A 21943-nucleotide genomic window follows, 5' to 3' on the forward strand; every position below is an offset into this window, starting at 1 on the left:
TCAAGTCCGACGTCGAGGCGTTCGATGCGTGGTGTAGGCGCAACAACCGGATTGCACTGCCGGCGACGGCCGAGACGGTGGCCGACTATCTCGACTCGCGGGCAGGCAAGGGGAGCCGCCCAGCCTCGCTATCCCGCTACAAGGCGTCGATCGCCAAGATCCATCAGTTGCTCGAACTCAAGGACCCAACCCCCGCGCCGCTGGTGAAGCTGCGGCTGCAAGCGGTGCGCCGTGAGAAGGGCGCAGCGCAGAAGCAGGCAAGGCCGCTGCGGTTCAAGGGGCCGGTGCGCGACGTGGAACGCGACAAGGCGCGTGGTCTCAACGTCCGGTCGCTGCTCGAGAGCTGCGGAAACGATCTGCCGGGGCTGCGCGATCGCGCGCTGCTGTCTGCCGCCTATGACACCGGCCTGCGTGCGTCCGAGTTGGTAGCCGTGGCCATCGAGCATATCGAAGAGGCGATCGATCCCGAGGCGCGGCTGCTGCAGATCCTGCGCAGCAAGGGCGATCAAGACGGGGAGGGGGCAACCGCCTATCTCAGCCCGCGTACCGTGTCGGCGATCGCGGCCTGGACCGAAGCGGCCGGGATCACGGCGGGGCCGCTGTTCCGGCGGGTGCAGGTGCGGCGCTACAAGGCGCGCGCCGCCGTGCGCGGTCGGCCGATCGACAGCATCTCGGGGCGGGAGACCTGGGATCTGCGCAAGACGCTGCCCAGGCCTGCGGTGAAGGCGCGGGTCGAATATGACATCGGCACCGTCGCGCTGCACCCGGGTTCGATCGGGCCGATCTTCCGCTCGATCATCCAGCGCGCGTTCGATCGTGGCGCTCTGCCCGACCTCACAGCCGAGGATCTGGCGCGGCTGCTCAAGGGCATCAGCGCGCACTCGACGCGGATCGGGCTGAACCAGGATCTGTTTGCGAGCGGAGAGGATCTGGCTGGGATCATGGATGCATTGCGGTGGAAGTCACCGCGAATGCCACTCGCCTATAATCGCAACCTTGCTGCAGAGCAGGGCGCAGCGGGCAGGCTGATGGCGAAGATCGGCTGATGGGGTCGCTGGTCGACTCGATTGCAGGAGGGCGTCGCTCCCCAAGCAACCTCATCGGACCGGCATGAGCTTATGGAGCTGGCCGGTGGCCCTTGCCAGCAGCGGCACAATGGTCCGTGTTTCAGGGAAGGGGGCTTGAGATCGCCTTGATGGCCTTCAATCCCGTTCCAAAACGAGCGATCGCGTCCCTGTTTCTCTCCAGCTCGCCATAGGGCAGATAGGCGAAGTCGAGATCGGCAATACGGCTGAAAGCCGGGCGACGGAGTTGCGCGCGAACGTCCTGCTCGCGCGCATTCGGTGCGACCAGGAATAGCCCGGCGGCAGCGTGCAGATCGCTCCCCGACAGCGCCAGATCGAGCATGCGCACGATCCCCGAGTAGATCGAGGTCGAATGTTCAACCTCGAACGCGGCGGCGACGCCGTCGCCACCCTTCGCCAGCCACAACACGTCGATGAGGCGGATCGAGTCCGCTCCGGGAGAGGTCGCAATGGCGTCTGGAAGGCGCTCGAGGCATCCCTGTCCAAGCGGGCAGCCAGCGTGAAGTCGACCGCGGTCATTGGCGGCGATCCACACATCGTAACCGAGGGCATGGCCGAGGTCGCGCAGCCAGGCCTGGATTTCGGCGTGCGTGCGATCGGTTTCGCCCTGCGCGGCGGCTGTCTTGTCGAGCCGGCTTGCCTCCGCTCTGGCATGTTCCAATCTGCCGAGCCAGTCGTCGGCCGCCGTTGCGTCATCCTCCAGCGGTGGCGCGGGATAGCGGCCCGAGCCAATGTCGAACAACAGTCCGCCGATCGCGCCGAGATCGTTGGAGAGCAACTCGCGGTAACGGTCGTTGAGGTCGAGGATGCCGGCGCGCATGGCGAGAAAATGATCCCATGACCCGAGCTTCACCTTGGCGCCGGTGACGGCATTGTAGCCCTTGACGATCGCGGTATTGAAGGGCGGCACCAGCGTCGGGTGAAGGAAATAGAGCAGGTTGGCCGCCGCCGGCCCCAGCCCCTTGATCTTGAGCGCGTCTATGCTGCGGATGTGGCTGATGATCTCCTCGGCGGTATCGCAGCACGAGCAATTGTCGAGCAGGCGACCGAACGCCCGCTGGTTGTCCGGGCTTTCGTAGATGTCTGGAATGCGCAGCTTGGGCTTCCACAGCCAGGCATGGTCGGCGCCCTTGAAGATCTGCCGCTGTTCGGCGATCGAGTGGACAACCGTTTCCAGTGACGAGCCGCGATAGGCGACGCCGAACCGCCCACTTTCGATTTCTGCGACCACCTGCTGCAGCCCGCGACGGATGGAGCGGAAGTTTTTCAGCCGTTCGTCCCACAGAAACCAGGAGCGATAGGTGGCGCCGGGATCGTCTCGCCAACGACGGACAAGCTCGCTCACGAGATCATGATGTGTCGCGGGTAACAAGGTCATACTGGCTGGGTCATCTAAACTGGGCTCCTTGCCGTTCAGGCTATCGCGAGCAAGGGCGGCTTGCACGTTCAATGTGCGATCCGCGAAGCGTGCTCAAATTGTCGGTGATCGCGCAGGGAAACGCCGCTGGCATTGGGCGTTGCCGGTCGCAACCGTCGACCGGGCGCACAGCCAGGCAGACGGCCGGCACGGGCGTCGCCGCCCGGGAGCGGCGACGCAACCAGCTTTTTCCGGTCGAACTTAGCGGATCACTGCTTTGCGATCGCGGTGACCTCGCCATCGCTGCCCTTGAGCGAGAGGTCGAAATCGACCTTGTCGCCGACCTTGACCGCATCGGTGATCGACGGCGCGGCCTTGAACGCCATCGTCATCGCGGGCCACTTGGCCTCCGGGATCGGACCATGATCGAGCGTGATCGTGCCTGCCGCCTTGTCGATCGCGGTGACGGTGCCATGGCCCTTGGCCTTGATCGCGGCGTTCGCGTCAGGCGCCATCGACATGTTGCCCATGTCGCCGCTCATGGTCGCGGCGGGCGCCGCCTCGTTGGTCTCAGTCGCAACGGGGGCCTCCGCCTTCTTGCCGCACGCGGCAGTCAGGGCGGCGAGGCCGAGGGCAATGGTCAGTCGTGCATGGTTCATCGTCTTCTCCTTCATGATGAAACGGGTTGAGGGATGGGATCGGTCTTGGGCCGGCGCAACAGCAGGTAGGCGGCGGGCAGGACGAACATTGAGAGCAAGGGCGCGGTCAGCATGCCGCCGATCATCGGCGCGGCAATCCGGCTCATGACCTCCGAACCCGCGCCTGATCCCAGCAGGATCGGCAGCAGGCCGGCCAGGATCACCGCCACCGTCATCGCCTTGGGACGGACGCGCAGCAGCGCGCCTTCGCGCACGGCGGCCTCGACCTCGGCAGCGTCCGGATGTGCGCCGCGCTCGGCCAGCGCGTTCTTGAGATAGATCAGCATCACCACCCCGAACTCGGCGGAGACGCCGGCGAGCGCGATGAACCCGACCCCGGTGGCGATCGACTGGTTGAACCCCAGCAGATAAAGCGTCCAGATGCCGCCGGTCAGCGCAAACGGCAGCGTCCCCATGATCAGCGCCGCCTCGTCGAAGCGGCCGAAGATGAGGTAGAGCAGCACGAAGATGATCAGCAGCGTCGCGGGCACGACCAGCTTCAAGCGGTCGACCGCGCGCTCGAGATATTCGAACTGGCCAGAGTAAGCGATGCTGACCCCAGGCGAGAGCCTGACCTGTTTCGCCACCGCACGCTGCAGATCGCCGACCACCGAGGCAAGATCGCGCCCGCGCACATCGACGTAGACCCAGGTCGAAGGCCGGGCATTCTCGGTCTTGAGCATCGGCGGTCCCTCGGCGATCGAGACGTTTGCCACGGTGCCCAAGGTGATCTGCTGGCCCGCGGGCGTCAGGATCGGTAGCGCCCGCAGCCTTTCGAGGCTGTCGCGCAATTCGCGCGGATAGCGCACGCTGATCGGATAGCGGGCGAGGCCCTCGACCGTCTCGCCGATCGTCTCGCCGCCGATCGCGCCGGAGACGATGGCCTGGACGTCGGCGATGTTGAGCCCGAACCGCGCGGCGGCGGCGCGGTCTATGTCGACATCGACATAGCGTCCGCCGGTCAGCCGCTCGGCGAGCGCCGAGCTGACGCCGGGCACGCTCCTGGCCACGGTCTCGACATCATGCGCGATGCGGTCGAGCTCGGCGAGGTCACTGCCCGACACCTTGACCCCGATCGGGCTCTTGATGCCCGTCGCGAGCATGTCGATGCGGTTGCGGATCGGCGGCACCCAGATATTGGCGAGACCCGGAAGCTTCACCCGGCGATCGAGCTCGTCGACAAGGCGTTCGGGCGTCATGCCCGACCGCCACTGGTCGCGGGGCTTGAATTGGATTGTCGTCTCGAACATTTCGAGCGGCGCGGGATCGGTCGCGGTCTCGGCGCGGCCGGCCTTGCCGAACACGCTTTCGACTTCGGGCACGGTCTTGATCAGGCGGTCGGTCTGCTGGAGCAGCTCACTCGCCTTGGCGGCCGAGAGGCCCGGCAGCGCCGAGGGCATGTAGAGCAGGTCGCCCTCGTCGAGATTGGGCATGAACTCGCCGCCGAGCCGGCTGAGCGGCCAGGCCGTGGTGGCGAACACCAGAGCCGCGATCAGCAGCACTGCCTTGGGCCGCTTCATCGTCCAGTCGATCGCGGGCCGGTAGATATTGGTGAGCCAGCGATTGACCGGATTGGCCTGCTCGGCCGGAATGCGGCCCCGGATCAGCCATCCCATCAGGATCGGCACCAGGGTCACCGACAGGATCGCGGCCGCGCCCATCGCATAGGTCTTGGTGAAGGCGAGCGGCGCGAACAGCCGGCCTTCCTGCGCCTCCAGGGTGAAGACCGGAATGAACGACAGCGTGATGATCAGCAGGCTGAAGAACAGCGCCGGCCCGACCTCGGCCGCCGCCTCGGTGACGACGATCCAGCGCATCTCGCCATCGAGATGTCTGTCCGGGTGATCCTGCTCCCAGCGTTCGATCCTCTTGTGGGCGTTCTCGATCATGACGACCGCCGCATCCACCATCGCGCCGATGGCGATGGCGATGCCGCCCAGCGACATGATGTTGGCGTTCACCCCCTGGAACCGCATTACGACGAACGCGGCCAGCACACCGAGCGGCAAGGTCAGGATCGCGACCAGCGCCGAGCGGACGTGCCAGAGGAACAGGGCGCAGACCAATGCGACGACGATGAACTCCTCGACCAGCTTGCGGGTGAGGTTCTCGACCGCGCGATCGATCAGCTGCGAGCGGTCATAGACCGTGACCACCTCGACGCCCGGCGGCAGGCTTTTCCTGAGATCGGCGAGCTTGTCCTTGACCGCCGCGATGGTCTCACGGGCGTTCTTGCCTGACCGAAGAATAACGACGCCGCCGGCGACCTCGCCTTCGCCGTTCAGTTCGGCGATGCCGCGCCGCATCTCGGGGCCGACCTGGATCGTGGCGACATCGCCGAGCCGGACGGGCACGCCGCCCGCCGCAGTCTTGAGCGGGATTGCCCGGAAATCGTCGAGCGTTTTCAGATAGCCCGAGGCGCGGACCATATATTCGGCCTCGGCCATTTCCAGCACCGAGCCGCCGGCTTCCTGATTGGCTTGGCTGATCGCCTGCACTGCCTGGGCGTGGGTTACGCCGTAGGCCGCGAGCTTCACCGGATCGAGCAGCACCTGGTACTGCTTGACCATGCCGCCGATGCTGGCGACTTCGGCCACGCCGGTCACGGTCTTCAGCTCGTAGCGCAGGAACCAGTCCTGCAACCCGCGAAGCTGCGAGAGATCGTGCCGGCCGGTGCGGTCGACCAGCGCATATTCATAGACCCAGCCGACCCCGGTCGCGTCCGGCCCGAGCGCGCTGCGGGCGCTGGCCGGCAACCGACCCTGGACCTGGTTGAGATATTCGAGCACGCGGCTGCGCGCCCAGTAGAGATCGGTGCCGTCCTCGAAGATCACATAGACGAAGCTGTCGCCGAAGAAGCTATAGCCGCGCACCGTCTTGGCGCCGGGCACCGACAGCATGGTGGTGGTGAGCGGATAGGTGATCTGGTTCTCGACGATCTGCGGCGCCTGACCCGGATAGGAAGTGCGGATCACGACCTGCACGTCGGAAAGATCGGGCAGCGCGTCGATCGGGGTCGAGCGCACCGCCCACAGGCCCGCGCCGACCAGCGCGAGCATGCCGAGCACGACGAAGAAGCGGTTCCTCACCGACCAGCGGATGAGATGGGCGATCACTGGCCCGCCACCTTCGCCATATGCCGCAGCGTCGGTCCCGCCGGGGGCCGGTCGAACCCGAACCGGACCCGGTCACCCGCCTTGAAGCCGCGCGCGATGCCCGGATTGGCGAGCGCGAAGGTCATCGTCATCGCCGGCCAGTCGAGCGCGGGAACGGGCTCGTGGCTGAGCGTCACCGAATTGGCCGTGATCCGCTCGATCTTGCCCGTCGTCTCGTACAGCGTGGCTTTCGACGCCGGCGCGGCGATGGTCGCCGATGCCGCACCGCCGCCGATCGGCCGCGCCTCGATTCCCGACAGGCTCGCCTCGGAATCGATCAGGAACTGCCCCGAGACGACGACGTTCTCGCCGGGCGACAGGCCGGCAAGGATCTCGGTCTCGCCGCCTGCCTCGCGGCCGATGCGGACCTCGGCGGGATGATAGCGCCCGTCGCCTGCGGCCAGCATGACGAGCGTGCGCCTGCCCGTGCGGATCACCGCTTCGCTCGGCACCAGCAGCGCCGGCTTGGCATCGCCGCCAAGCGCGACGCTGGCGAACATGCCCGGCCGCAACCGGCCGTCCCGGTTGGGCAGCTCGATCCGCACGGTGAGCGTGCGGCTGTCGGCCTGCGTGGTCGGCAGGATCGCGATCACCCGGCCGGCGAAGCGCTCGCCGGGGAAGCCCGCCAGCGTGGTGCTGGCATTCTGGCCGACCCGGACATCGCCCGCGCGCGCTTCGGGCACCGCGGCATTGAGCCAGACGGTGCCGAGCCCGCTTACCTGGGCGAGCGTCTGGCCCATGGCGAGCGTCACGCCGGCACGGGCGTCGAGCGTCTGGATCGTGCCCGAGATCGGCGTCGTGATCGTCACCACGCCGTTCGGGCGTCCGCTCCGCTCGACGCTGGCGATGAGGCCGTCGGACATGCCCATCAGCCGCAGTCGCTGGCGCGCGGCCGCGGTGAGGTCGGGCTTGCCGAGCCGCCTGACGCTCAGATATTCGGTCTGCGCGCCGCCCCATTCGGGCAGGAGCAGGTCCGCGATCGGCGCGCCGGCGCGGACCACGTCCCCGGGCGCTCGCGCATAGACGCGGCTCACGAACCCGCCCGAACGCGCCTGGATGACGGCGACGTCGCGCTGGTTGAAGTCGATCGTGCCGGTGACCTCGAGGGCCGAGGCAAGGCTGCCCATCTTCGCCGCGACGACCCGCAATCCCAGGCTCTGCCGCGCGGCGGGATCGACGGCGACCGTGGGGGCCGCGCCGGCGCTTCCTCCGTCCGCGTATCGCGGCACGAGCTGCATATCCATGAAGGGCGACTTGCCGGGCTTGTCGAACTTCTGGTTGGGGAACATCGGATCGTACCAGTAAAGGACTTTGCCTGCCCCGGCGGGCGTGGTCGCCTCCGATTGCGGTGCCTGGCGATGGCCAGCCCAATAGCCTGTGCCGCCGGCCAGCAGCGCGACAGCCAGGATCGATGCGCCCCAGCGCAGCGCGGATTTATCGAGCGTCATGGCCGCTCCTCCCCATAGGTGATAGTGATGCGGACCGCGTCGCGCGCGACGTCGGCTTCGCGGTTGAGCGCCTCGACCTCGGCCTCCGCGAGCCCGAGCGTCGTGAGCAGCGCGGCGCCAAGGTCGAGCTTGCCGGCGCCATAGCTGTCGCGGTCGAGCTCGGCGCGGTGCCTGGCGAGTGGCACCAGCGTCTCGCGGGCATTGCGCAACCGGGAGAGATGCATGGCATGGTCTGCGAGATCGGCGTCGAGCTGCGCCACCAGCTCGCGGCGGATCGCCTCGCGGTCGAACCGACCCCCTTGCGCAAGGCTCTCGCTTGCAGCGATCCTGGGGTTCTGGCGCTTGCCGGCGAACAGCGGCAGGTCGATCGACACGCCGACCGAGGCCATGTCGCCGTACATGGGATCGCGCCGGCCATAGGTGACGCCGACCTTCCAGTCGGGGCGCTTGTCGGCGCGCGCGAGACGCACGTCCGCTTCGGCGACTGCGATCCGCGCGTCCTGCGCGCGCAGGGCGGGAAGCGCATCGATCCCGGCCCGTAGCCGGATCGGATCGACATCGAGCATCGGCGGGTCGCCCGTCGCCTGCGGGTCGGGGTCGCCGGTATAGCGCGCGAGCCGGGCCCGCGCCTGCGCCACCACCGCAGCCATCTCGGCGCGGCGATCGGCGATGGCGGCGCGGAGCTGGTCGGGCTCGAGCGCCTGGCTCGGGCGCGCGCTGCCCGACGCCAGGCGTGCGGTCACGGTCTTCTGCAGGTCGTCGAGGCTGGCATCGAGCAGGTCGAGCTGCCGGAGCCGGCGTTCTCCATAATAGAGATCGACCCAGGCGAGGGCGGTCTCGAGCCGCACGTTGCGGCCTTCGACCAGCTCGCCCGCCTCGGCGATACCGATATCGGCCGCGGCGCGCGCGGCGCGTGCATGGCGCTTGGCGAGATTGGGGAAGGTCTGGCTGAACCCGATCGTCGCCATAGTGAAATCGTCGCGCGTGAAGCTGCCGGCATTGGGGCCGCTCACCGGGAAGTTCTGCAGGCCCAGGTCGAGCGTCGGATCGGGCAGGCGATCGGCCGCGACCGCCGAAGAGCGGGCGCCGGCTGTCGCCGCCGCGCGCGCCTTGAGGCTTGGCGCGTTGGCGGCAGCGAGCCTCACGGCCTGCTCGTAGGTGAGCGGGCCGGCCGACACCGGCACGGCCCAGGCGCTCGCAAGCGTCGCACCGATAGAGAGCAACAGGCGTCGCACAGCGCGCCTCGGCATCATGATCATGGATATCATCCCCTCATGACAGATGCGGCGCGCCAAGATGTGACGCGCCGCTCCGGAGCGGGTTTAGCCCTTGTCCGACCTGACTGCGCCGCGCATGCAGTCGGCGGCGCTTGCCTGCATCATCGCGCAATCGCAGCTGGCCATGTCCCGGCTGTCGGGCACCCATATGCGGACACGCGCAGGGCCAGTCGCCCGCGGACCATATTGCGGCGCCGACCGCCATTCCCAATGGCCTTGCGGCGTGCGGCTCGCGTCGGTTGCAAGCGCAGGCGCGGCGAGACTGAGGGCCGCCACAAGGGCGGCCGGAAGCAGTTTGATCATCACGAAAACCTTTGACTGAAAAGAAGGAAACCGGGCGCGCACGCATCGATCGATGCGCGCAGCCCGTGCTCGTTCAATCAGGCAAGGCTGGTGGGAGGATCCGGCTCGGGCGCAACCGCCTTGCCGGTCAATATCGTGTCGGTCGTCCAGAAGCTGGGCGCGTCGTAGAGACGCGCAGGCGCAACGCCGCCTGCCAGGTCCGCTGCGACCAGCGGGATCACGCACCCCATCGCGGCGATGCAATCGAGCGTCAGGCCCTTGCAGGGCTTTTCGCTGGGCGCAGGCTGCTGCTTGGCCATCATCGCCATGCAGTCCGCATCCATGCCCTTGGCCAGCGGCGCGCCTGCCGCCTGCGGCACGCTGTGCGCGGCCGCCATCTGGGCTCCGAAGAGACCGGACAGCGCTCCGATGACGAGCAGGAGGGCGAGCAGGCGTTTCACGGGCCTCGATATCTAGCGGGTTTCGCGGGCGCAGCCAACCAAAGTCTCGCGCCGCGCGGATTTTGAAGTGCTGACGGCTGATTCCGTCAACTCCGCGTCAATAAAGATCCGGCCCGGGGAAGAAGATCGGCTGCGGCCTCTACGTATATCGAGGCTGGACCCGGGACCGTAGTCCCAAGCCTGAAGAGACGCTCTTCCCCTCGGCAAAGTCCGGGCGGTGGCTTACCATCCAAGGAGGTGAATATGGTCAGAAAAACTCTCATGGTCGCGCTTGCCGGCATTTCGATGCTTGCTGCCGTCCCCGCTATGGCCCAGGGCATCGGGCACAGCCTGTTCATGCGCGGCTCGATCGTCGACACGGGCAGCAACGGCACGGTCGTCTGCATCGGCAAGGCCGATGGCGCCGAGGTCGGCCAGAAGCTCGAGGTCTATCGCGTCGTGACCCATCCGGGTCCGTCCAAGGGCGTGGCGCCGACCTATCACCGCCAGCTCGTCGGCCATGTGACGATCGACCATATCTTTGACGATCACTTCGCGCACGTGTCCGTCGCCGACGGCACGCCTGCCAGGCACGACATCGTCGAGCTTCGCAAGAACTGACAAGCCGGTGGCCCGGCGGCACGGGCTGCCCTGCGACGCGTCGGGGCAGCGGGCCGCCGGCGACGAGGAGACCGTTCGGGGTCAAAGCGAAACCGCTTGACCCTGGACCATGGTCCAACCGGCATGATCGAGCGGATGACATGGGCAATTTCAAGATCGGCGAACTGGCCGCGGCCGCAGGCGTGGGGCGGGATACGATCCGCTATTATGAGCGGATGGGCCTGCTGCGCGAGCCCGCGCGCACGGCAGCGGGCTACAGGCTCTACGACGCGACCGACCTCGAGCGCGTCAATTTCATCCGCTCGGCGCAGGAGCTTGGTTTCACACTCGAACAGGCCCGGCAGCTGCTGGCGCTCAGGGCGTCGGACACCGCGCATGCCCAGGCCGTGCTCGATATCACGCTTGCCAAGATCGCGGACGCCGAAGCCCGGCTCGAGCGCCTGTCGGATATCCGCGACATGCTGCGGATGCTCGCCGACGAATGCCCGGGCGAAGTGCCGGTCTCCGATTGCCCGATCCTCGCCTTCCTGACGGCGCGGCGGAAAGACCAGCAGCATAACAAGAAACATCAGGCAGCGCAGGACGAACGATCACCACGAGCGAAAGGGGTTTTGTCATGAAGAAAATGCGTTTGATCGCCGTCCTCACGCCGGCGCTGCTTCTAGGCGCCTGTGTGACCACGCGGCCGACCTCGGCGCAGGTCGAGAGTTGCCGGGCGATGGAGGGCAATATGGGTCTCCAGACGCCGCATGATCATGGCGAGATGAAGGGGCAGGGGCGCAACCCGATGAACCTCTCGCACGACCGGTGTCTCCGGATTCTGCGCAGCGCGCAATGAGCCGGTCCGGACGCCAGGGATGGCGCCCGGACACAGTTTTCAAGCCAAGGAGCAAAGCCATGATCGACCATGCGAAGAAAGCCCTTCCACTTGTCGGCGGAAGCCTGTTGCTGGCGCTCGCGCTTTCGGGCTGCGACCGCCAGGCCGACCAGACGGTGCCGCCCGCGGCGAACAGCGTCGCCGCCACCCCGGTCCTGACCGACAGCGGCAACGCTGCAGACGCGGCGCCGATGGACGCGATGAGCAACCAGGCCGAGATGGAGCGGCATCACCGTCAGGCGATGGACCATGACGCGATGCGCGCCGGGGCCGGCAACCAGACCGCGCCGGCACCCGATCCCGCGCCGGGCAATGCGGCGATGCCGATGAAGGATATGTAGGCTCGCACACTAAGGGGATGAGGATGTCCAGGCGGATCAGCCTTCGACGCTTGAGCCTCGGCTGCGCAATCGCTCTCAGCCTGTCCGCGAGCGCGGGCGCGCAGGAGGGCGAGGATCATGCCGCGCATCATGGCGCAGGCATGCCGGCCGGCGGGGGCATGTCCGCACCGGCAGAGCCGGGGTCGTCGGACATGGCGAAGATGATGAACCCCATGATGGATCGCATGATCAATGGGGAAGGGGAGAATGAGCACGGCCACGAATCGCGCCGGACCGGCTTCATCTCGCAGCTGCTCGCCTTTCCCGCGCTTGACGAAGCGGCAAGGCAGCGGGTCGCTGCGCAGGCCGGCGAACGGGTAAGCACGGGTCTGGCGATGATCAACGCCGCCTCGGCCGACGGCGCGCGTGCGACCACGGTCTCGGCCCGGCTCGATGCGGCGCGGCGCCTGCGCGAGGGAACCGACCTGTTCCGCTCCGGCACCGCCGCGCAGGGCGCGATCGGGGGCTTGCAGCCGCCCCGGGAGGTCGGGCTTGCCTGGCTGCGCGATCAGCTCGACATCGACCAGGCCGCGCCCGGCCATGCCGATCACTGGTTCGGCATCTCGCCCTCGCACCTCCTTCTCATGCTGTTCCTGGGGCTGGTGAGCGCCACGCTTATCGCGCTGCAGATCTTCCGCCTGCGGCGGATCGGGGCGATCGCCGGCGGTGTCGCCACCGCCAAGGTTCCAGCAAAGCCGGAGCCGAAGGCTGCCCCTCCCGCTACCAGGGTTGCGCCCGCGCCTGCACCCGTTGCCGACAGCGCCGGGCTCGCGCCGAGCAATGCGGCCGCACCCGCTGGGGCGTCGCTGCGCAAGCCCAAAAGCTGGGCGGGGCAGCTGCGCGTGGTCCAGATCGTGCGAGAGACGCCGAGCGTGCTGACCTTCCGGCTCGCGGACCCGACCGCCGACCGGCTGCCGTTCGACTTCCTGCCGGGCCAGTTCCTGCAGGTCGAGGTAGAGCCCGAAGCGGGCAAGACCGCGCGCCGTTCCTACACGATCGCCTCTTCGCCGACCCAGCGGGCCTATGTCGAACTGACGGTCAAGCGCGAGGAGCAGGGCGTGGTCTCGCGATACCTGCACGACAAGGTCGTCGCCGACGATCTGCTGAAGGTCAGCGGACCGTTCGGCGCCTTCACCTTCACGGGAACGGATGCCCAGAGCATCGTGCTGATCGCGGGCGGGGTCGGCATCACCCCGATGATGTCGGTGCTGCGCTATCTCACCGACACCGCGTGGAAGGGTGATATCTTCTTCTTCTACGGCGCACGGTCGACCGAGGAATTCGTGTTCCGCGACGAGCTCGAGCGGCTCGAACGCCGTTTTCCCAACCTCCATGTCGTCGCCGCGATGCAGCGCGCGCCCGGCACCGTCTGGATGGGCCCCGAAGGGCCGATCACGCGCGAGATGATCCTGGCCGCGGTGCCGGAGATCGCGAGCCGGCGCATCCATATGTGCGGCCCGCCGGCGATGATGGGCGCGATGCGCGGCGTGCTGGCGGAACTCGGCGTCCCCGAAGCGCAGCTGCACACCGAGGCGTTCGGTCCGGCCTCGCTGCCGGCCGACCACGAGGATCTCGAGGTCAAGCCCGCGCCCCCGCCAGCGGATAAGCCGGCCCCGAGCGCCGAGGTGGCGCCGAGCACGGTGACCTTCTCCGTGTCGGGGGTGTCGGCGGCCTTGCCCGCGGACGAGACCGTGCTGGAGGCGGCCGAGGGCGCGGGCGTCGAGATCCCCTATGCATGCCGTGCGGGCACATGCGGCGCCTGCGTGGTCAAGCTGCTGCAGGGCGAAGTGACGATGGAGGTCGAATCCGGCCTTGCGCCCGCCGACAAGGCGCAAGGCTATGTGCTCGCGTGCCAGGCGAAGGGGACGGGCACGCCGCTCGTGGTCGAAGCCTGATGCGCGAACGCAGCGACATTGCCGTGGGCCTGCTGGTCGCGTTCCTGCTGCTGTTCCCGTTCGGCTATCTCGTGCATGTGTCGCCCCGCTTTCCGGGTAGCCTGGCCGGCGGGATCATCGGGATCGCAGCGCTCGTGCTGATGCTGCTGACGCTTCCTTATGTCGCGGCCAAGCACATCGCCTGGGTCGACAAGGCGCTCTCCCGGGTCGTCAGCAAGCCAACCCTGCTCGCCATCCACGTCTATGCCGGCGTGCTGGCGCCGATCCTGGGTCTGGTCCACGCCGCGCACAAGCTCGAAAGCCCGGTCGGCCTGCTTCTGACCGTCCTCCTGCTGATGACGGTCATCACCGGCTTCATCGGCCGCTACCTGCTTGCCCAGCTTGGTCGGGCGCTGCGCGGACGCAGGTCAGAACTGGCCTCGCTTCGCGCCGCCTTCCTCGAGGAGCCGGCGGCGCCGACGCAGGCCGATACCGCAGCCCCGCCGCTGTCGGGCTGGAAGCGCTATCTGTTCGTCGCCGGGGATGCGTCCGCGGGCCAGCGCCCCCAGGACAAGGCGGGGATCGCCGCAGCGCTGGCCGATACCGAATTCGCGATCCGTGCCGAAGAGGCAACCAACACCCTGTTCGCGCGGTGGCGGTTCCTGCACATCCTGCTGGGCTGTCTCATCTTCGCGCTGCTCGCGCTCCACGTCGGCGCGGCGATCTATTACGGGCTGCGCTGGCTATGAGCTGGCAGCGTCTTTCCTACGCCGTCTTCATCGCAGCCCTGCTGGTGATGGTCGCCGCGGTCGCGATCCGGATGCGATCGGACGCGCCGAGGGATGCCGGCCTGGTGGCGCAGCTCGTCTCGCCCGGCCCGCTCTCGAGCGCGCACCAGTCCTTTGCCGGCCAATGCACGGCCTGCCACACGCCGGGCAAGGGCGTCGAAACCCGGACCTGTCTCACCTGCCATGCGGGCACCGATTTCGGGACGAAGCAGTCGACGCAGTTCCACGCGAAAGCGACGCAGTGCACCTCCTGCCACGTCGAACATGAGGGAGAGCGCGGCATCATCCGCATGGATCACGCCGCGTTGCTCGACATGGCGAAGTGGCGGCAGCCTTTGGCGGGCATGTCGACAAACACTCGAAGCCTGACCCCCGAGACCGCGCTCAATTGCGCGAGCTGCCATGCGTTCCGCGATCCGCACCAGGGCCTGTTCGGCACCGACTGCGCGAGCTGCCACAAGACCGACAGCTGGAAGATCGCCAATTACCGCCATCCATCGGTCAATTCGACGCAGTGCGCCGAGTGCCACAAGGCGCCGCCGAGTCACTTCATGGAGCATTTCAGCATGGTCTCGCAGCGCGCAGCCGGATCGAAGGCGCGCGTCGACCAATGCTATGCCTGTCACGCCACCGACAGCTTCAACAATATCCGCAAGCGAGGCTGGTATGATCACCATTGAGGCCGACTGGCTGAGCGCCTTCTTCCGGCTCGCGGTGATCGGCCTGGAACTGGCGGGCACGCTGACCATCCTGGTCGGCGCGGGGCTCGCAACCTTTCTGTTTGCGCGGCGGGCGAGGGCGGGCGACCGAACCGAGGCCTATAGCGCGTTCCGCTCGGCGCTCGGCCGCAGCATCCTGCTCGGCCTGGAATTTCTGGTCGCCGGCGACATCGTCAAGTCGCTGGTGATCAACCCAACGCTCGACGATCTCATCGTTCTGGCCGGGCTGGTGCTGGTGCGGACCTTCCTGAGCATCTCGCTCGGGGTCGAGATCAACGGCCACTGGCCCTGGGAGGAAACCCGGATGGCGCGGGAGAAGGCGCGTGCGGCGTCGGATGGGTCGCCTGCGACGGCTGAGGCCGCCGGATGCGGCACAGCGCTCAAGGGATAGCAGATGGGAGGTGCATGATGATCGAGAGACGCGAATTGCTGATGGCCGGCGCCGGCCTTGCCGCCGCCGGAACGCTGGCTGTGCCGGCGGCGGCGCAGCAGCATCGAATGGAAGGGATGGCGATGTCGATGACGGACTGCATCGACGATTGCGTGGCTTCGCACCGCATGTGCCTGGAAACCGCCGCTTGGCTGACGAAGCAAGGCGGCGCGTCAGCTACGGCGTCGCTGATCGCCATGCTGAACGACTGTGCGGAACTGTGCCAGGCGACCGCCAACTCGATGCTGCGGGAATCTGCCCTGCACCGCATCGTCTGCCGCGCCTGCGCCGACGCTTGCGAGCGCTGCGCCGAGGAATGCGGACGCCATAGCGCGGACCAGCGGATCGCGCGTTGCTCGGCCACCTGCAAGAAATGCGCGGCGAGCTGCCGAACGATGGCGGACATGTCGAGCTGAGCGGCGCGCTTCGCACGTGCCCCACATAGTCACGTTCAGGCCAGAGCCCCCGGTCACAGCTTGTGTGTCCGACAACTACGCCAGGACAGCGATCATGGCACGTGGCACAAAGTCCGAGTATCCGGCAACGGCGGAAATCATCGCACCCGCCATCGCCGGAGCCTTCCGTGCCGCCACCCGATAGTCGGGTAATGCCGAGCACCATCTTTACGATTGCGTGAACGCTCCACGGTCGATCTGTATTGGAGAAGTCAGTGTCAACCGCCGAATTTGTCAACCGGCTACCCGAATTGCTCCGCCCCAATCCAGCAAGGGTAGTGATCAGACCCTATATGCCGTCGACGGAAACCTATAAATATGCGGTACCGGATCAGCCACGTGCGCAGCGCATCGCCGACCGCGTCCTGGCGCTCGACCCAGCATCGCTCCACGATGAGTTGCAACGCATTCTTGATGATTTCTCGGGAAGGCATCGTGAGGTTCCGTCCCTGTTTTTGCGGCGGTTCCACGAGGTTGATGGCATCATCGTCTGTGATTGCGAGGTCACCCATGAACAGGCGCTCTTGATCGGTGCCCATTTTTGCAACGAATATTCCTATGAGGCAGCAGCGCTTTTCAATCCGAGCATCGTCCTGCATCCTGATCAGTCTGCTGTACCTGAAAACTCTCTCCGATTCATTCTTTCCCTGCGAGGCGTGGGCGAGGGGCATATCTCCTCCGTCACCTTTCGCACCGGGTTTTGCGCCGCGGACGGAACCATAGCAATCAATCCTCCGAGCCCCATGCCGCTCGTGCTGGAGACTGAAAACATCTCCGGCGAGGACGGGCCGGACGCGGGCATTCGGATCAAGTGCGATGGCAGCCACGATCTCTCGGAGATCGTGATCTTTCCGACAACCCCCAGCCAGCGTGGTGGCATCGAAGACCTTCGCTTGGTCCGCTTCCTGGACGACGATGGCCGAGCCACCTATTTCGGTACATATACGGCATTTAGCGGCCAGTCCGTCCGGCAGGAGTTGTTGTCCACGCCGGACTTCCGGACATTCGAACTCAGACCGCTGCGTGGGGATGCCACCGGTAGCAAGGGCATGGCGCTTTTCCCCCGACGCATTGCCGGGCACTTTGCCATGCTTGGGCGCGAGGATAACGAAAATATCTGGTTCCTGACGTCCGCGGACATTCACGACTGGAGTGGCGGAGCGAAAGCCATCGAACCTCGCTGGCCTTGGGAGTTTGTCCAGATCGGTAATTGCGGATCGCCGATCGAGATCGACGAAGGCTGGCTGGTCGTAACTCATGGAGTCGGCGCCGTTCGGAACTATTGCATCGGGGCGTGCCTGCTGGACCGTGACGATCCCTCGAAGCTGCTGGCGCGGACGAAGCTACCGCTTTTGCGGTCGGACATGGATGAGCGCGAAGGTTATGTGCCAAACGTAGCCTACAGCTGCGGCGCGATGGTACATAATCGGGTGCTGGTACTGCCTTATGCCATTGCTGACAGCTTCACCACTTTTGCCACTATTCCTCTCGAGCGTCTGCTGGCCGCCATGGATTAGTCACTGTTGCCGACCTGTCCTGCTCTCGAGTCCGAACCATAGTTACACATCGGCACAACAACGATGCCAGTGCGATAATTTATGGCCATCTCAGAGACGGACTTCGCACATTACGTATACAGCAAGGCGGAAGGTGACACCATTTCACGGGCAAGCTCCGGAAGGGGCGACAATCGACCGGGCATATGCTCGATCGAACGGGAAACCCAGACTTGAAGGAATGGATACTTGCGCAAGAAGACGGCAATGATCGCTTCGCTCGCAGCTCTCGGCTTCCTCGCCGTCAGTGCCGGACCGGTGCTGGCGGACGGGATGCCGCCGGGCATGCCCGATCTTGAGGAGACCCTCAAGGCCAGGCCGGCGCCTGCCCAGCCCGATCCTGCCCACATGCAGGGCATGGCTCACGGTAAGGAGCAGATGCACGGCCAGATGATGCAGGGCCATCGAATGGCGATGCGGGATTCGCAGGACCAGGACGGCGCCTCCGGCATGTCACACAGGTCGGACGGTGGTTGCTGACCCTGCCATCATTCCATCAGACGACAAGGTTGACGGACAAGATCATGGCCGCTTTCAACCGAAGCCTTGGTCCGCCGTTCCCACGGCGGGCCAATCGCTTTTCTGGCCGGTCTCAGGACGAGAAAACCAGGCCGGGTCACATTTTTGATCGATCCCGGATCATCATTTTACGCGCCTGCTCCAGCAGGCACACGGCCGATCGGATTTCGATTCGTAACTTACGTATACAGACAGCGTCTCGCTAGCAGCATTGAAGCTTCGGAATTGCCGGGATCGGAACGTCGATCGGGCAACAGGAAGAACACTCGGAGACCCTCAATGCGACAGACGACATTTCTCGCGGCGCCCGTCAGCCTCTTCGCGACGCTAACCTTCGCCGCCGGCACCGCTCTCGCCCAGTCGACGCCCGCGCCCGCGCAGGCTGCGCCGGCCCATGCCCACCAGCAGGGCATGGATCATGGCGGGCAGCAGATGCACGATCAGATGATGAAGGATCATCAGGCCGGCGCGCAGAAGCAGCAGGGGCAACCGGCCCAGCAGGATCAACAGGGCATGTCGGGGATGGCCGGCATGTCCGGCGGCTCGCCTGCATCGAACGGCTCGGGCATGGCCGGTAAGGCGAAGAGTGGCTGCTGCAAGATGCCGATGAAGAAGGCCAAGCCGGCGGCGAAGAAGAAGACCGCCAAGCCCATGGCCGACAAGCCGATGAGCGACATGTGAGGTTTCCAGCCCCGAGAACAGACCCCAGGGGCTGAGGGCCCGCCGTTCCCCCGCGGCGGGCCAGTTCTTTGACGATGCCCAGCGTCGCCCCGTGCTCCCAGCTTTCAAAACCGGGTCCGAGCGTCTGACTTGACAGAGGAAACAGCGATGCGAAAACATCTTGGCGTCGGTGCTGCTGTTGGCTTCTGCTCTTTGGCAGCACGCCGCTCCTCGCACAGGGTATCGGCCATAGCTTGTTCATGCGCGGCAAGATCGTCCGTATGGATGCGGGCGGCACAGTGGCCTGCCTGGGTAAGGCCGATGGCGCGCACATCGGGCAGATACTCGAAGTCTATCACGCAACGCCGCGCCACCGCCGTCTTGTCGGTCATGTCGAAGTCGACCAGATTTTCGACGACCATTATGCTCATTTCCGCGTGAGGGACGGGACGCTTCAGAAAGGCGATTGGGTGAGCCTAAAGCGCGTCCGGGCGTAACGCCAGAATTGGAATGCCAAGCGCCGCCCTCGCCAAAAGAAGACTCGGCCGAGTAACGCCTGTCTCGGCATAATTCCGATCAGGCGTGCGCGAATACGTTCAGGAGTCGATGAATAGTCATCGGCTCTGTTGGCGTGTCTGACCCTCAAGCCCGCGACCCCGATACCAGACTACCTTCTGCGGAACTTACTTATAGGCCACCCGGGCAAAGAGATTACTCCGTCAGGCCATCGATAGAGATGGAGTCAGGTTATGTTCGAGAAGGCGATCGGGACCATTAACGCGGCGGCCTCCTTCCGACACCGCTATGATAATTTCATCGGAGGCCGCTGGAGCGCTCCTGCGGGCGGCGAGTATTTCGCCGACACGAGCCCGATCAATGGCGCCCAGATCGCAGAGTTCGCGCTGTCGACGCCGGAAGATGTCGAGCGCGCGCTCGATGCGGCGCACGCCGCCAAGGATCAATGGGCAAGGATCGCGCCCGCCGAACGCGCCAGGATTCTCAATCGCGTCGCCGACCGGCTCGAAGACAATCTGGAGTTGCTGGCACTTGCCGAGACGATCGACAATGGCAAGCCGATCCGCGAGACGCGCGCTGCCGACGTGCCGCTCGCGATCGACCATTTCCGCTACTTCGCCGGCTGCATCCGGGCGGAGGAAGGCGGCATCTCGACGATCGATGCGGACACCATGGCCTATCATTTCCGCGAGCCGCTCGGCGTCGTCGGCCAGATCATCCCGTGGAACTTCCCGCTGCTGATGGCGGCGTGGAAGATCGCCCCGGCGCTGGCGGCGGGCAACTGCACCGTCATCAAACCCGCATCCCAGACGCCGCTCACCTTGCTGATGTTCGCCGAGCTCACCGCCGACATCCTGCCGCCCGGCGTGCTCAATGTCGTTACCGGCCCGGGACGGACCGTTGGCCAGGCGATCGCCGCCAATCCGCGCATCGCCAAGGTCTCGTTCACCGGCGAGACCGTCACCGGCAAGCAGATCATGCACGCCGCGGCGGACCATCTGATCCCCCAGACGATGGAGCTTGGCGGCAAGTCGCCCAACATCTTCATGGCGGACGTGCTCGACGAGGACGATGCCTTCTTCGACAAGGCGCTCGAAGGCTTTACTTTGTTCGCCTTCAACAAGGGCGAGGTCTGTACCTGCCCGTCGCGCGCCCTGATCCATGAGTCGATCTTCGACCGCTTCATCGAGCGCGCCGTGGCGCGCGTCGCCGCGATCCGCCAGGGCGATCCGCTCGACCCGTCGGTCCAGGTCGGCGCGCAGGCGTCGGAGGACCAGCTCCACAAGATCCTGGGCTATATCGATATCGGCAAGGCCGAGGGCGCGCAGTGTCTGGTCGGTGGCGCCAGGGCGCTGCCGGGCGGTGCGCTCGACCAGGGCTATTTCGTGCAGCCGACCGTGTTCGTGGGTCAGAACCACATGCGCATCTTCCAGGAGGAGATCTTCGGTCCCGTCCTGTCGGTCACCACGTTCAAGACGGTCGAGGAGGCGATCGCACTTGCCAATGACACCGCCTACGGTCTTGGCGCGGGCGTCTGGACCCGGAGCGGCAACACCGCCTACCGGCTCGGCCGCGCGATCGAGGCCGGGCGGGTCTGGACCAACTGCTATCATCAGTACCCCGCCCATGCCGCCTTCGGCGGATACAAGGCATCGGGCTTCGGGCGTGAAAACCACCGGATGATGCTCGATCATTATCAGCAGACCAAGAATCTGCTCGTCTCCTATGACGAGCACGCGCTCGGCCTATTCTGACCCCCCGCTTAAAAGGAGAAACGGACATGGCGAAAACCATGAAGGCGGCGGTCGTCCGCGAATTTGGCAAGCCCCTGGTCATCGAGGACGCGCCGATCCCGACGGTCGGCCCCGGGCAGGTCCTGGTCAAGATTGCGGCAACCGGCGTGTGCCATACCGACCTGCACGCGGCAGAAGGGGACTGGCCGGTCAAGCCCAACCCGCCCTTCATTCCTGGCCATGAGGGCGTCGGGCATGTCGCCGCCGTTGGTGCCGGCGTCACCCATGTGAAGGAAGGCGACCGGGTCGGTGTGCCCTGGCTCTACACCGCCTGCGGGCACTGCGTGCATTGCCTGGGTGGCTGGGAGACGCTTTGCCACGAACAGCAGAACACCGGCTATTCGGTCAATGGCAGCTTTGCCGAATATGTCCTCGCCGATCCCAACTATGTTGGTCACCTTCCCGACAATGTCGACTTCCTCGACATTGCGCCGATCCTCTGCGCGGGCGTCACCGTCTACAAGGGATTGAAGGCCACCGAGGCCCGACCCGGCGAGTGGGTGGTCGTCTCCGGCATTGGCGGGCTCGGCCACATGGCGGTGCAATATGCCCGAGCCATGGGTCTCAATGTGGCCGCGGTCGACATCGACGATAGCAAGCTCGACCTCGCTACACGCCTTGGCGCCACACTGACGGTCAACGCGCGCAACGAGGACCCTTCGGCAGCGCTCAAGAAAGCCATTGGCGGCGCGCACGGGGCGCTGGTGACCGCCGTTTCGCCCAAGGCGTTCCAGCAGGCGCTCGGCATGGTCCGGCGCGGCGGCACGGTCGCGCTCAACGGCCTGCCGCCGGGCGACTTCCCGTTGTCGATCTTCGACACCGTGCTGAACGGCATTACCGTGCGCGGCTCGATCGTCGGCACGCGGCTCGATCTGCTCGAGGCACTGGCGTTCGCCGGCGAGGGCAAGGTCAAGGCCACGGTCCATGCAGACAAGCTGGAGAACATCAACGACGTCTTCTCCCGCATGCATCATGGCGACATCGAGGGCCGGATCGTCCTCGACCTCGCCTGA

22 protein-coding genes and 1 pseudogene are annotated in these 21943 nt (G+C 66.1%); 16 read left to right on the top strand and 7 right to left on the bottom strand.

The window, feature by feature from the left end:
• Positions 1–1046, top strand: a 1046-nt coding sequence (locus FHR20_RS20325) for an integrase (RefSeq protein WP_243857689.1), incomplete at its 5' end; no start/stop codon positions are given.
• 121 nt (positions 1047–1167) lie between these two features.
• On the opposite strand, the gene FHR20_RS20330 is transcribed toward FHR20_RS20325, so the two are convergent.
• The 7 genes from FHR20_RS20330 to FHR20_RS20360 form a co-directional block, all read right to left on the bottom strand.
• Positions 1168–2430, bottom strand: a complete 1263-nt coding sequence (locus tag FHR20_RS20330; protein ID WP_007683327.1) for a hypothetical protein — start codon at positions 2428–2430, stop codon at positions 1168–1170.
• 281 nt (positions 2431–2711) lie between these two features.
• On the bottom strand, positions 2712–3116 hold the full coding sequence (locus tag FHR20_RS20335) for a copper-binding protein (protein ID WP_007406376.1): 405 nt from the start codon (positions 3114–3116) through the stop codon (positions 2712–2714).
• Entirely contained in the window at positions 3113–6256 is a 3144-nt protein-coding gene (locus tag FHR20_RS20340; RefSeq protein ID WP_007406408.1) for an efflux RND transporter permease subunit, read from the bottom strand. The genes FHR20_RS20335 and FHR20_RS20340 overlap by 4 nt, the downstream gene beginning before the upstream one ends.
• On the bottom strand, positions 6253–7743 hold the full coding sequence (locus tag FHR20_RS20345) for an efflux RND transporter periplasmic adaptor subunit (RefSeq protein ID WP_007406384.1): 1491 nt from the start codon (positions 7741–7743) through the stop codon (positions 6253–6255). Before FHR20_RS20345 ends, FHR20_RS20340 begins: the two co-directional genes overlap by 4 nt.
• Entirely contained in the window at positions 7740–9002 is a 1263-nt protein-coding gene (locus FHR20_RS20350) for a TolC family protein (protein ID WP_013039107.1), read from the bottom strand. Before FHR20_RS20350 ends, FHR20_RS20345 begins: the two co-directional genes overlap by 4 nt.
• Positions 9003–9065: 63 nt before the next feature.
• On the bottom strand, positions 9066–9323 hold the full coding sequence (locus FHR20_RS20355) for a hypothetical protein (RefSeq protein ID WP_007683334.1): 258 nt from the start codon (positions 9321–9323) through the stop codon (positions 9066–9068).
• Between the two features lie 77 nt (positions 9324–9400).
• Positions 9401–9763, bottom strand: coding sequence for a hypothetical protein (locus FHR20_RS20360; protein WP_007406428.1), 363 nt, complete (start codon positions 9761–9763; stop codon positions 9401–9403).
• Positions 9764–10024: 261 nt separating this feature from the next.
• Here FHR20_RS20360 and FHR20_RS20365 point away from each other — a divergent pair, with 261 nt between their 5' ends.
• The 15 genes and pseudogenes from FHR20_RS20365 to adhP all read left to right on the top strand — a co-directional run bounded on the left by FHR20_RS20365 (position 10025) and on the right by adhP (position 21943).
• Entirely contained in the window at positions 10025–10363 is a 339-nt protein-coding gene (locus FHR20_RS20365; protein WP_007406371.1) for a hypothetical protein, read from the top strand.
• Positions 10364–10503: 140 nt separating this feature from the next.
• On the top strand, positions 10504–10983 hold the full coding sequence (locus FHR20_RS20370) for a heavy metal-responsive transcriptional regulator (RefSeq protein WP_007406417.1): 480 nt from the start codon (positions 10504–10506) through the stop codon (positions 10981–10983).
• Complete coding sequence (locus FHR20_RS20375) at positions 10980–11201, top strand: hypothetical protein (RefSeq protein ID WP_007406426.1); 222 nt, start codon at positions 10980–10982, stop codon at positions 11199–11201. The genes FHR20_RS20370 and FHR20_RS20375 overlap by 4 nt, the downstream gene beginning before the upstream one ends.
• Positions 11202–11260: 59 nt before the next feature.
• A complete protein-coding gene (locus FHR20_RS20380; RefSeq protein ID WP_007406382.1) occupies positions 11261–11581 on the top strand; it encodes a hypothetical protein in 321 nt (106 codons plus the stop codon).
• A 23-nt stretch (positions 11582–11604) separates the two neighbouring features.
• Positions 11605–13515 carry a 2Fe-2S iron-sulfur cluster-binding protein gene (locus FHR20_RS20385; RefSeq protein WP_030089529.1) on the top strand — a complete coding sequence of 637 codons (1911 nt, stop codon included), beginning with the start codon at positions 11605–11607 and terminating at the stop codon, positions 13513–13515.
• Positions 13515–14243, top strand: a complete 729-nt coding sequence (locus FHR20_RS20390) for a hypothetical protein (RefSeq protein WP_126001929.1) — start codon at positions 13515–13517, stop codon at positions 14241–14243. The genes FHR20_RS20385 and FHR20_RS20390 overlap by 1 nt, the downstream gene beginning before the upstream one ends.
• The gene (locus tag FHR20_RS20395) at positions 14240–14962 is read left to right on the top strand and encodes a hypothetical protein (RefSeq protein WP_007406380.1); all 723 of its coding nucleotides are present in this window, start codon (positions 14240–14242) and stop codon (positions 14960–14962) included. Before FHR20_RS20390 ends, FHR20_RS20395 begins: the two co-directional genes overlap by 4 nt.
• Positions 14949–15392 carry a DUF1622 domain-containing protein gene (locus tag FHR20_RS20400; RefSeq protein ID WP_007406411.1) on the top strand — a complete coding sequence of 148 codons (444 nt, stop codon included), beginning with the start codon at positions 14949–14951 and terminating at the stop codon, positions 15390–15392. The genes FHR20_RS20395 and FHR20_RS20400 overlap by 14 nt, the downstream gene beginning before the upstream one ends.
• Positions 15393–15406: 14 nt before the next feature.
• Positions 15407–15847 carry a four-helix bundle copper-binding protein gene (locus FHR20_RS20405; RefSeq protein WP_015449267.1) on the top strand — a complete coding sequence of 147 codons (441 nt, stop codon included), beginning with the start codon at positions 15407–15409 and terminating at the stop codon, positions 15845–15847.
• A 254-nt stretch (positions 15848–16101) separates the two neighbouring features.
• Positions 16102–17403 carry a glycoside hydrolase family 130 protein gene (locus FHR20_RS20410; protein WP_438830636.1) on the top strand — a complete coding sequence of 434 codons (1302 nt, stop codon included), beginning with the start codon at positions 16102–16104 and terminating at the stop codon, positions 17401–17403.
• A gap of 228 nt (positions 17404–17631) precedes the next feature.
• Positions 17632–17922 (top strand): hypothetical protein, encoded by a 291-nt coding sequence (locus FHR20_RS20415; protein WP_007406388.1) that lies wholly within the window; start codon positions 17632–17634, stop codon positions 17920–17922.
• Between the two features lie 318 nt (positions 17923–18240).
• On the top strand, positions 18241–18642 hold the full coding sequence (locus FHR20_RS22735) for a hypothetical protein (protein WP_015449265.1): 402 nt from the start codon (positions 18241–18243) through the stop codon (positions 18640–18642).
• A 147-nt stretch (positions 18643–18789) separates the two neighbouring features.
• Positions 18790–19118, top strand: a pseudogene (locus FHR20_RS23255) (hypothetical protein).
• A gap of 252 nt (positions 19119–19370) precedes the next feature.
• Entirely contained in the window at positions 19371–20891 is a 1521-nt protein-coding gene (locus FHR20_RS20430) for an aldehyde dehydrogenase family protein (RefSeq protein WP_037447974.1), read from the top strand.
• A gap of 26 nt (positions 20892–20917) precedes the next feature.
• Positions 20918–21943 (top strand): alcohol dehydrogenase AdhP, encoded by a 1026-nt coding sequence (gene adhP / locus FHR20_RS20435; RefSeq protein WP_004212676.1) that lies wholly within the window; start codon positions 20918–20920, stop codon positions 21941–21943.

This window comes from Sphingomonas leidyi, assembly GCF_011761945.1.
In the GTDB taxonomy this organism is placed as follows: Bacteria; Pseudomonadota; Alphaproteobacteria; order Sphingomonadales; family Sphingomonadaceae; genus Sphingomonas; species Sphingomonas leidyi.

Excerpts from the sequence above, each read along its gene's own strand:
- FHR20_RS20335 (WP_007406376.1), bottom strand. The coding sequence starts at position 3,116 with ATGAAGGAGAAGACGATGAACCATGCACGACTGACCATTGCCCTCGGC.
- FHR20_RS20345 (WP_007406384.1), bottom strand. The coding sequence starts at position 7,743 with ATGACGCTCGATAAATCCGCGCTGCGCTGGGGCGCATCGATCCTGGCT.
- FHR20_RS20350 (WP_013039107.1), bottom strand. The coding sequence starts at position 9,002 with ATGATCATGATGCCGAGGCGCGCTGTGCGACGCCTGTTGCTCTCTATC.
- FHR20_RS20355 (WP_007683334.1), bottom strand. The coding sequence starts at position 9,323 with ATGATCAAACTGCTTCCGGCCGCCCTTGTGGCGGCCCTCAGTCTCGCC.
- FHR20_RS20365 (WP_007406371.1), top strand. The coding sequence starts at position 10,025 with ATGGTCGCGCTTGCCGGCATTTCGATGCTTGCTGCCGTCCCCGCTATG.
- FHR20_RS20370 (WP_007406417.1), top strand. The coding sequence starts at position 10,504 with ATGGGCAATTTCAAGATCGGCGAACTGGCCGCGGCCGCAGGCGTGGGG.
- FHR20_RS20375 (WP_007406426.1), top strand. The coding sequence starts at position 10,980 with ATGAAGAAAATGCGTTTGATCGCCGTCCTCACGCCGGCGCTGCTTCTA.
- FHR20_RS20380 (WP_007406382.1), top strand. The coding sequence starts at position 11,261 with ATGATCGACCATGCGAAGAAAGCCCTTCCACTTGTCGGCGGAAGCCTG.
- FHR20_RS20385 (WP_030089529.1), top strand. The coding sequence starts at position 11,605 with ATGTCCAGGCGGATCAGCCTTCGACGCTTGAGCCTCGGCTGCGCAATC.
- FHR20_RS20390 (WP_126001929.1), top strand. The coding sequence starts at position 13,515 with ATGCGCGAACGCAGCGACATTGCCGTGGGCCTGCTGGTCGCGTTCCTG.
- FHR20_RS20395 (WP_007406380.1), top strand. The coding sequence starts at position 14,240 with ATGAGCTGGCAGCGTCTTTCCTACGCCGTCTTCATCGCAGCCCTGCTG.
- FHR20_RS20400 (WP_007406411.1), top strand. The coding sequence starts at position 14,949 with ATGATCACCATTGAGGCCGACTGGCTGAGCGCCTTCTTCCGGCTCGCG.
- FHR20_RS20405 (WP_015449267.1), top strand. The coding sequence starts at position 15,407 with ATGATGATCGAGAGACGCGAATTGCTGATGGCCGGCGCCGGCCTTGCC.
- FHR20_RS22735 (WP_015449265.1), top strand. The coding sequence starts at position 18,241 with ATGCGACAGACGACATTTCTCGCGGCGCCCGTCAGCCTCTTCGCGACG.
- FHR20_RS20430 (WP_037447974.1), top strand. The coding sequence starts at position 19,371 with ATGTTCGAGAAGGCGATCGGGACCATTAACGCGGCGGCCTCCTTCCGA.
- adhP (WP_004212676.1), top strand. The coding sequence starts at position 20,918 with ATGGCGAAAACCATGAAGGCGGCGGTCGTCCGCGAATTTGGCAAGCCC.